Source organism: Kitasatospora sp. NPDC091257 (assembly GCF_044757675.1).
GTDB classification, from domain to species: domain Bacteria; phylum Actinomycetota; class Actinomycetes; order Streptomycetales; family Streptomycetaceae; genus Kitasatospora; species Kitasatospora lactacystinica.
This window is the reverse complement of record NZ_JBIVVI010000434.1, coordinates 1-6,660: the sequence shown is the minus strand read 5'-3', so window position 1 is coordinate 6,660 and position 6,660 is coordinate 1. Positions and strand designations below refer to the sequence as shown.

The window sequence follows — 6,660 nt, the reverse complement described above, 5'->3', positions numbered from 1 at the left end:
GGCGTTGAGGCGCGAGGTGAGGGCGGCCAGCTGGGCGCCGTAGGTGTCCAGGCCCTCGGCGGGGCCGCCGGGCAGGCCGGTGAGGCGGGGGAGCAGGTCGCCGAAGGCGTTCACCTCGCCGACCAGGGCGCGCCGCCAGCCGGCCGTGGGCAGCACGTCGACGCCGACCATCGGCGAGCCGGGGAAGCAGGCCGCCGCGCGCTCGGCCGTCTCCAGCAGGGCCGGCCAGGCAGGCCCCGCGGCCTCCCGGACCTGGTCGATGCTGCCCCGGGCGCCGCCGAGGTGCAGGTTGGTCATCGGCTGGGTGCTGGTGCGCACCACGGCGTGGGTGGCCCGGCCGGCGACCACCACGACCCGCAGGTCCGCCGAGCGCCCCGACTGCGAGGCCTTCGGGATCCACTGCTCGACGTGCAGGCCGTCCGGTGCCAGGCCGTCGACGATCGCGGCGACCTCCCGCTCGCCGCGGTAGCGGCGCACCCGCAGCGAGTTGTGCAGGCCGCCGTCGGTGAGCTCCACCGAGGTGGTGGCCTGCACTTGCCCGCGCGGCCCGAACTCCAGGGCCATCACCCCGGAGGCGGAGGAGCCGTGCGCCGGCTTGACGAAGACCCGGTGCAGGCCGGCCGCGGCGAGGCGCTCGCGCAGGTGCTCCCAGCCGGTGACCTCGCCGCCGAGCGCCCTGGGCACCGGCACCCCGGCCGCGGTGAGCAGCGCGTGCGCCCGGCGCTTGTCGAACATCACGGCGATCTCCTCCGGATCGCCGAGCAGCCGTACGCGGAGCAGCCGTACGCCGGGCCGGGCGGCCAGCCCGCGCAGCGCGGCCATGACCCCCGCGTACCAGACGGCCGTGCCCTCGACCCTGGTCGGCGCGTAGCCGGGGCCGAGCGCCGGGCCGCGCAGCAGCCGGTCGACCTCGGGCTCCTCGCCGGGCGACTCGATGCGCAGCAGGCCGTCCTCGGGCAGCCGGTACCGGCCGCGCAGCACGTCCAGCCAGGGCAGGACGGCGGGCTCGGGCAGTCCGGCGGCCCGGGCGGCGGCCGCGAACAGCGTCACCCGTCGGTGCCCCGGGTTGCCGAGGACGGTCAGTCGCACGGTCATCGCCTCCGTGTCCGGCTACTCGGAGACCGAGACGTAGCGGTCGTCCTCGTCGTCCATCTCGTCCGCCTCGGCGTCGCCGAGGTCGAGCTCGACCCCGGGCAGGGCCTCGTGCAGACGTTCCTGCATCGCGTCGCTCAGGTAGTGGTGGTGCAGGTCGAGGGAGCGCAGGTGGGTGAGCGGCTGGCCCTCCAGCAGGGTGGTGGCGCCCTCGTCGGAGAGCACGCCCATGGAGATGTCGAGCGACTCCAGCCGGGCCACCACGGGGGCGTGGGCGAGGGCGGCGGCGATCTCGTCCTGGAGTTCGCTGTTGGCCAGCCCGAGGTGGCGCAGCTTCGGCAGCCGGGAACCGTCCAGGAACGGTGCCAGGTCGTCCATCGTCGCGTCACCGCCGTACTCGTCCACGCCGAGCCAGAGGGTCAGGCGCTCCAGCGCGGGCAGTTCGGAGCCGGCCACCGCGCGCACCACGGTGGCCGGAAGGCCGCCGGACTCGAAGCGCAGGCTGGTCAGCCGGTCGTGCCGCACCGGCTCCAGGGCGAGGTCCGTGCCGCCGCGCACGGCCAGCGACCGCAGCCCGGGGAAGGCGTTCAGCAAGGGGGTGACGTCGTCCATCTCCAGCCAGGAGATCTCGCACTCGTCGAAGGTCACCTCGCCGAGGAACAGCGCCTCCAGGGCGGGCAGGCGCCGCGCCTCGGCCGTGACGGCCTCGACGGCGGAGCGTACGGACGTGTACCCGTCCTGCCACCAGGCGCCGATCACCACGGCGCGGACGCCCGCCGGGTCGACCTCCTCCAGGAAGGACTGCCAGAGCTGGACGAAGTCCTGCGTGGAGCCGTACTCGAGGGACAGCCGCCAGGCGACGGCGCCCGCGGCGGGCTGCGGCCGGGCGTCGTCGGGCGTGAACTCGTGGACCGGCAGCTCGTGGAAGCGTTCGATGTGGCGGGAGACGGTCATGGAGGATCCTGGTGGGTCGAGTGGTCGAGTGGTCGAGTGGTCGGACGGACGGACGGACGGACGGGTGCGTGCGAGAGGTGACGGTTACTCGGCCACGGCCACGTAGCGCCACCGGTCGTCGGGCTTGCCGGGCTCGGAGAGGTCGACCTCGACCCCGGTGAGGGCCTGGCGCAGGCGCTGCTGCATCTCCTCGGTCAGGTAGTGGTGGTGCAGGTCGAGGGAGCGCAGGTGGGTGAGGGGCTGGCCCTCCAGCAGGGCGGTGGCGCCCTGATCGGTCAGCACGCCCATGGAGAGGTTGAGCGACTCCAGCCCGGCGACGACGGGCGCGTGCGCCACGGCGGCCGCGATGTCGTCCTGGAACTCGCTGTTCTGGAGGCCGAGGTGGCGCAGCGAGGGGAAGCGGGTGCCGTCCAGGAACAGCGCGACGTCGGCCATCGTCGCGTCGCCGCCGTAGTTGTCCACGCCCAGCCAGAGCTCCAGCCGCTCCAGGGCCGGGAAGTCGCAGCCGGCCACCGAGCGCACGACCGAGCCCGGCAGGCCGCCGGCCTCGAAGCGCAGCGCCTTGAGCGCCTCGTGCCGCAGCGGCCGCAGGGCCAGACCGCCCTTGCCGTCCCAGTCCTGCGAGGCGCCGCGCACCACCAGCTCGGCCAGCCGCGGGAAGGCCGTCAGCAGCGGCGTGATGTCGCACTGCTGGATCCAGGAGATCTCGCACTCCTCGTAGGTGATGTCGCCGACGAACAGCGCGCGCAGGGCGGGCAGCCGGTCGGCGGCGGCGACGATCGCCTCCATCGGCTCCTGGAAGCCGTCCGGCTCGTCCGGGGCCCACTGGCCGATCACCAGGGCGGTGACCCGCTCGGTGTCGACGGCGCCGAGGAACTGCTCCCAGCGCTCGGCGAACGTCGCCTCGGACTCGTAGTCGAGCTTGACCCTCCAGGCGGCCGAGGCCGCGTCCGGCAGCTCGACGGCGCCGGATCCGCCCTTCTCCTCGGCCTCCTCCAAGGCCTCCACGAAGTCGAAGACGGGGAGACCGTGGAACCGCTCGATGTGGTCGTTGACAGTCATGCGCTGCTCCTCCGGGATCTGGGCCGAACAACTGTCTACCAGCCGGGACTGACAATCCGGCGGCCGGGTCGCCGCCCGGGCGCGTTGTCAGACCCTTGCTCTATGTTCGGTTCCTGGCTCCGGAGAGTGACCGCGGCAGACGCGGTGGAGCCGTGGGTCCCGGCGTCCGCCGGGGTCCGGCCGTACGGCGAGGGAGGACTGATGTACCGCCAGGGCGATGTGCTGATCGTGCCGGTCGAGGAGAGCGCGGTGCCGCCGCGGGTGGCGGGGCTGGCCGTGCAGCCCCGGGACGGGCGGGGCCGGATGGTGCTGGCGCTCGGCGAGGTCACCGGGCACGCCCACGCCGTGGTCGGCCCCGGCGAGCTGCGCCGCGAGACCGGGCCGTTCGGCGCGGGCTGGCTGCACCTGCCCGAGGGCGGCCGGGTGGTGCACGAGGAGCACGCGGCGATACCGCTGCCCAAGAGCTGGTACCGGGTGGTCCGCCAACGCGAGTACGCGCCCGGCGCGGTGCGGGTGGTCGCGGACTGACGACCGCTCCGCCCGCCGTACGGGGGCGGCACGAGGGCAGGGCACGAGGGCAGGGCGCGGCCGGGGCCGCGGCACGGGAACGGGAACGGACGGCCGGGCGGGGAGCCCGGCCGGGAACGGAGCAGGGATGGAAACGGTGATCCACGACGAGGCCCACGGCGACCGGGCGCAGGCGCGGGAGCTGCCCGGGCCGGCCGAGGCGACGGCCCGTTGGCGGGCGGCCGGGGCGGCCACCGGGCCGGGGGACAGGGCGGCGGCCGAGCGTGCCGTCCGGGCCGCCTACCGGGCGGCCGGACTGCCCGAGCCCGCGGCCGTCCGCTGGTTCGGCTCGCCGCTCGCCGCGACCGAGGCGGCCCTGGAGCTGCGGGCCGCCGGCGCACAGAGCGTGCGTGAGGCCGTGCGCACCCGGCCCTGGGAGGAGGCCCGCCGACGGGCCGTCGAGCAGGTCGGCACCAGCGGGTGGGCGGGCCACTGGGCGCTCACCGGTGGCGAGCTCGGACCGGTCACCACCCCGCTCGCCGACCGACTGCGCAACGCCGTGCTCGACCGGCTCGCCCCCGAGACCGACCGGGAGGCCGACGCCGCCGTGGCCGAGGAGGCACGGGACCGTCGCACCACCGTCCGGCTCGCCCTGCTGGACGCCGTGCGCGGTCAGCACGACGCGCCGTGGTTCGCCGCCTTCGAGGCCGCCGGGTCGAGCGCCGACGCCGTCGCACCGCTCGCCGAACTGGCCAGGGAGGCCGGCTGGTGGTGGCCGTACCGGGAGGTGGCCCTGCTCAGCGAGCGGCCGGCCGTCCTGCACCGCGACGAGGCCGGACGGCTCGACCGGGCGGACGGGCCCGCCCTGGAGTACGCCGACGGCTTCGCCCTGCACGCCTGGCGCGGCATGCCCGTCCCGCCGGAGTTCCTGGCAGGCCTGGCCGAGGTGACCGTCGAGCGGATCCGCGCCGAGGAGAACGCCGAGCTGCGCCGGGTCCTGCTGGAGCACTACGGCTACGAGCGCTACCTGGCCGACTCCGGCGCCGAGCCCGTCCACCGGGACGAGACCGGGGTGCTCTGGCGGATCGTCCTGCCCGACGACGAGCCGGTGGTGATGGTCGAGGTGGTCAACTCCACCCCCGAACCGGACGGCACCCACCGCACCTACTGGCTGCGCGTCCCCCCGAGCACCCGCACCGCGCGAGCCGGGGTCGCCTGGACCTTCGGCATACCCGAGAGCGCCTACCACCCGCAGCGCGAGACCTGATCCAGGCTGCCTCCAGCCATCCGGAGCGGGCCCCTGAGCTGCGCGTGTTGACCCTCAGCCCACGTCAGGCCGCACGGTGGGGCGCAGCGAACGAACGGATGATCGGAGGGACGCACGAGCTGGTCGGTGGGCCAGGTCTCCGGCTTCGCCGGTGTCACGATCCGGACCTTGCACTACTACGACCGGTCCGGGCTGCTCGCGCCCAGTGAGCGCAGCCCGGCCGGCTACCGGCTCTACAGCGGCGCGGACCTCGCCAGGCTCCAGCAGATCCTCTTCTACCGGGAGCTCGGCTTCCCGCTCGACGAGATCGCCGACATCCTGGCGGACCCGCGGGCCAACGCGCTCGACCACCTGCTGGCGAGGCGGCAGGCCCTCACCGACCAGATCGGCCGCCTGCAGAAGCTGGTCGACGTCGCCGAGCGGGCCATCGAGGTCCAGCGCACCGGGGTCGAGCTGACGCCGCAGGAGCGCTTCGAGGTCTTCGGGGACGTGGTCTTCGACCTCAGCTACGCGGCCGACGCCCACCTCAGGTGGGGCGAGCGGGACAGCCACCAGGAGGCCCTGGCCCGCGCCGCCACCCACTCCAAGGAGGACTGGCAGCAGCTGATGGCGGAGGCCGCCGAGTGGCGCGGCCGGCTGCTGGAGGCCTTCGACGCGGGGCTGCCGGTCGACCACCGGACGGTGCTGGACCTCGCGGAGCGGCACCGGCAGCACATCACCCGGTGGTTCACACCCTGCCCGCCGGAGATGCACTGCCGGATCGCCGACGACTACGAGGCGGACGCCCGGGCCTTCGCCCTGGTCGTCCCGCCGGCCGACCAGCGCCCGGGCCTGGCCGGCTACCTCCGTGCGGCCATCGGCGCCAACGCCGAGCGGCGCGACGCGAACGACCTCGACGGCAACGACGGCAACGAGGGCAACGACGTCGACGGCGACGATGTCGACGGGGCGGCCCGATGAGGATCCTCGTCATGGCCGCCGGATCGTACGGCGACGTCGCCCCCTACACCGGGCTCGGGGCGTACCTGCGCGGTGCGGGGCACGAGGTCGCGCTCGCGGCGCCCGAGGCCTTCCGCGAGCTGGTGGCCGGCAGCGGCCTCGACTTCCGGCCGCTCCCGGTCGATCCACGCGGCGCGGGCGCCGGGCCCGCACGCGGGCGCTCCGAACTGCTCGCGCGGGCCGCGGCGTTCATCGGGCAGCTGGGCGACGGGCTCGCGGACGCCACCGCACCCGGCGCCGATCTGCTCCTGCTGAGCACCACCACCGCGCCGCTGGGCTGGCACCTCGCGGAGGCGATGGACGTTCCCAGCCTGGGGGTCTACCTGCAACCCACGCTGCCGACACGGGAGTTCCCTCCGGTCGTCGGGGGCGGCCGCTCGTTGGGGAGCTGGGGCAACCGGGCGGCGGGGGCGCTCGGCCAGCGGGTCGTCGATCGTCTGCACGCCGAGGCCGCCCGCCGGATGCGGTGGCGGCTCGGACTCCCGGCGCTCTCCCAGACCGCGCGCCGGCGGGCCGTGGAACGGGAGCGCTGGCCGGTGTTGCACGGCTTCAGTCCGACCGTCGTACCGCGCCCGGCCGACTGGCGGGAGGGGCTGCGGGTGGTCGGCAACTGGTGGCCGTACGTGCCGGACGACCGCCGTCTCCCGGCCGAGGTCGAGGACTTCCTGCGGGAGGGACCGCCACCGGTGTTCATCGGCTTCGGCAGCATGGCGGCCGGGCAGGGCGAGCGGCTGAGCACCCTCGCGGTGGAGGCCCTGCGGCGGGCGGGCGTCCGGGGG

At 75.2% G+C, this 6,660-nt stretch carries 7 protein-coding genes; 4 read left to right on the top strand and 3 right to left on the bottom strand.

Going from position 1 to position 6,660, the window contains the following annotated elements:
* The 3 genes from ACIQOV_RS20750 to ACIQOV_RS20740 all read right to left on the bottom strand — a co-directional run.
* The coding region (locus ACIQOV_RS20750) for an STM4014 family protein (RefSeq protein ID WP_401050439.1) at positions 1-1,095 on the bottom strand (1,095 nt) is incomplete at its 3' end.
* A gap of 15 nt (positions 1,096-1,110) precedes the next feature.
* Entirely contained in the window at positions 1,111-2,046 is a 936-nt protein-coding gene (locus tag ACIQOV_RS20745) for an STM4015 family protein (RefSeq protein WP_401050438.1), read from the bottom strand.
* An 84-nt stretch (positions 2,047-2,130) separates the two neighbouring features.
* Complete coding sequence (locus tag ACIQOV_RS20740) at positions 2,131-3,108, bottom strand: STM4015 family protein (protein ID WP_401050436.1); 978 nt, start codon at positions 3,106-3,108, stop codon at positions 2,131-2,133.
* A 201-nt stretch (positions 3,109-3,309) separates the two neighbouring features.
* On the opposite strand from ACIQOV_RS20740, the gene ACIQOV_RS20735 reads away from it, so the two are divergent.
* The 4 genes from ACIQOV_RS20735 to ACIQOV_RS20720 all read left to right on the top strand — a co-directional run.
* Positions 3,310-3,636 carry a hypothetical protein gene (locus ACIQOV_RS20735; protein ID WP_401050442.1) on the top strand — a complete coding sequence of 109 codons (327 nt, stop codon included), beginning with the start codon at positions 3,310-3,312 and terminating at the stop codon, positions 3,634-3,636.
* A 127-nt stretch (positions 3,637-3,763) separates the two neighbouring features.
* Positions 3,764-4,882: a DUF6745 domain-containing protein gene (locus tag ACIQOV_RS20730; protein WP_401050433.1), complete on the top strand. Its 1,119-nt coding sequence runs from the start codon at positions 3,764-3,766 to the stop codon at positions 4,880-4,882.
* Between the two features lie 126 nt (positions 4,883-5,008).
* The gene (locus tag ACIQOV_RS20725; RefSeq protein ID WP_401050430.1) at positions 5,009-5,842 is read left to right on the top strand and encodes a MerR family transcriptional regulator; all 834 of its coding nucleotides are present in this window, start codon (positions 5,009-5,011) and stop codon (positions 5,840-5,842) included.
* On the top strand, positions 5,839-6,660 hold an 822-nt coding region (locus tag ACIQOV_RS20720; protein ID WP_401050428.1), incomplete at its 3' end, for a glycosyltransferase. The genes ACIQOV_RS20725 and ACIQOV_RS20720, both read left to right, overlap by 4 nt.

What these genes read in the sequence shown, in the direction of transcription:
- ACIQOV_RS20745 (WP_401050438.1), bottom strand. Translation starts at nt 2,046, where the DNA reads ATGACCGTCTCCCGCCACATCGAACGCTTCCACGAGCTGCCGGTCCAC.
- ACIQOV_RS20740 (WP_401050436.1), bottom strand. Translation starts at nt 3,108, where the DNA reads ATGACTGTCAACGACCACATCGAGCGGTTCCACGGTCTCCCCGTCTTC.
- ACIQOV_RS20735 (WP_401050442.1), top strand. Translation starts at nt 3,310, where the DNA reads ATGTACCGCCAGGGCGATGTGCTGATCGTGCCGGTCGAGGAGAGCGCG.
- ACIQOV_RS20730 (WP_401050433.1), top strand. Translation starts at nt 3,764, where the DNA reads ATGGAAACGGTGATCCACGACGAGGCCCACGGCGACCGGGCGCAGGCG.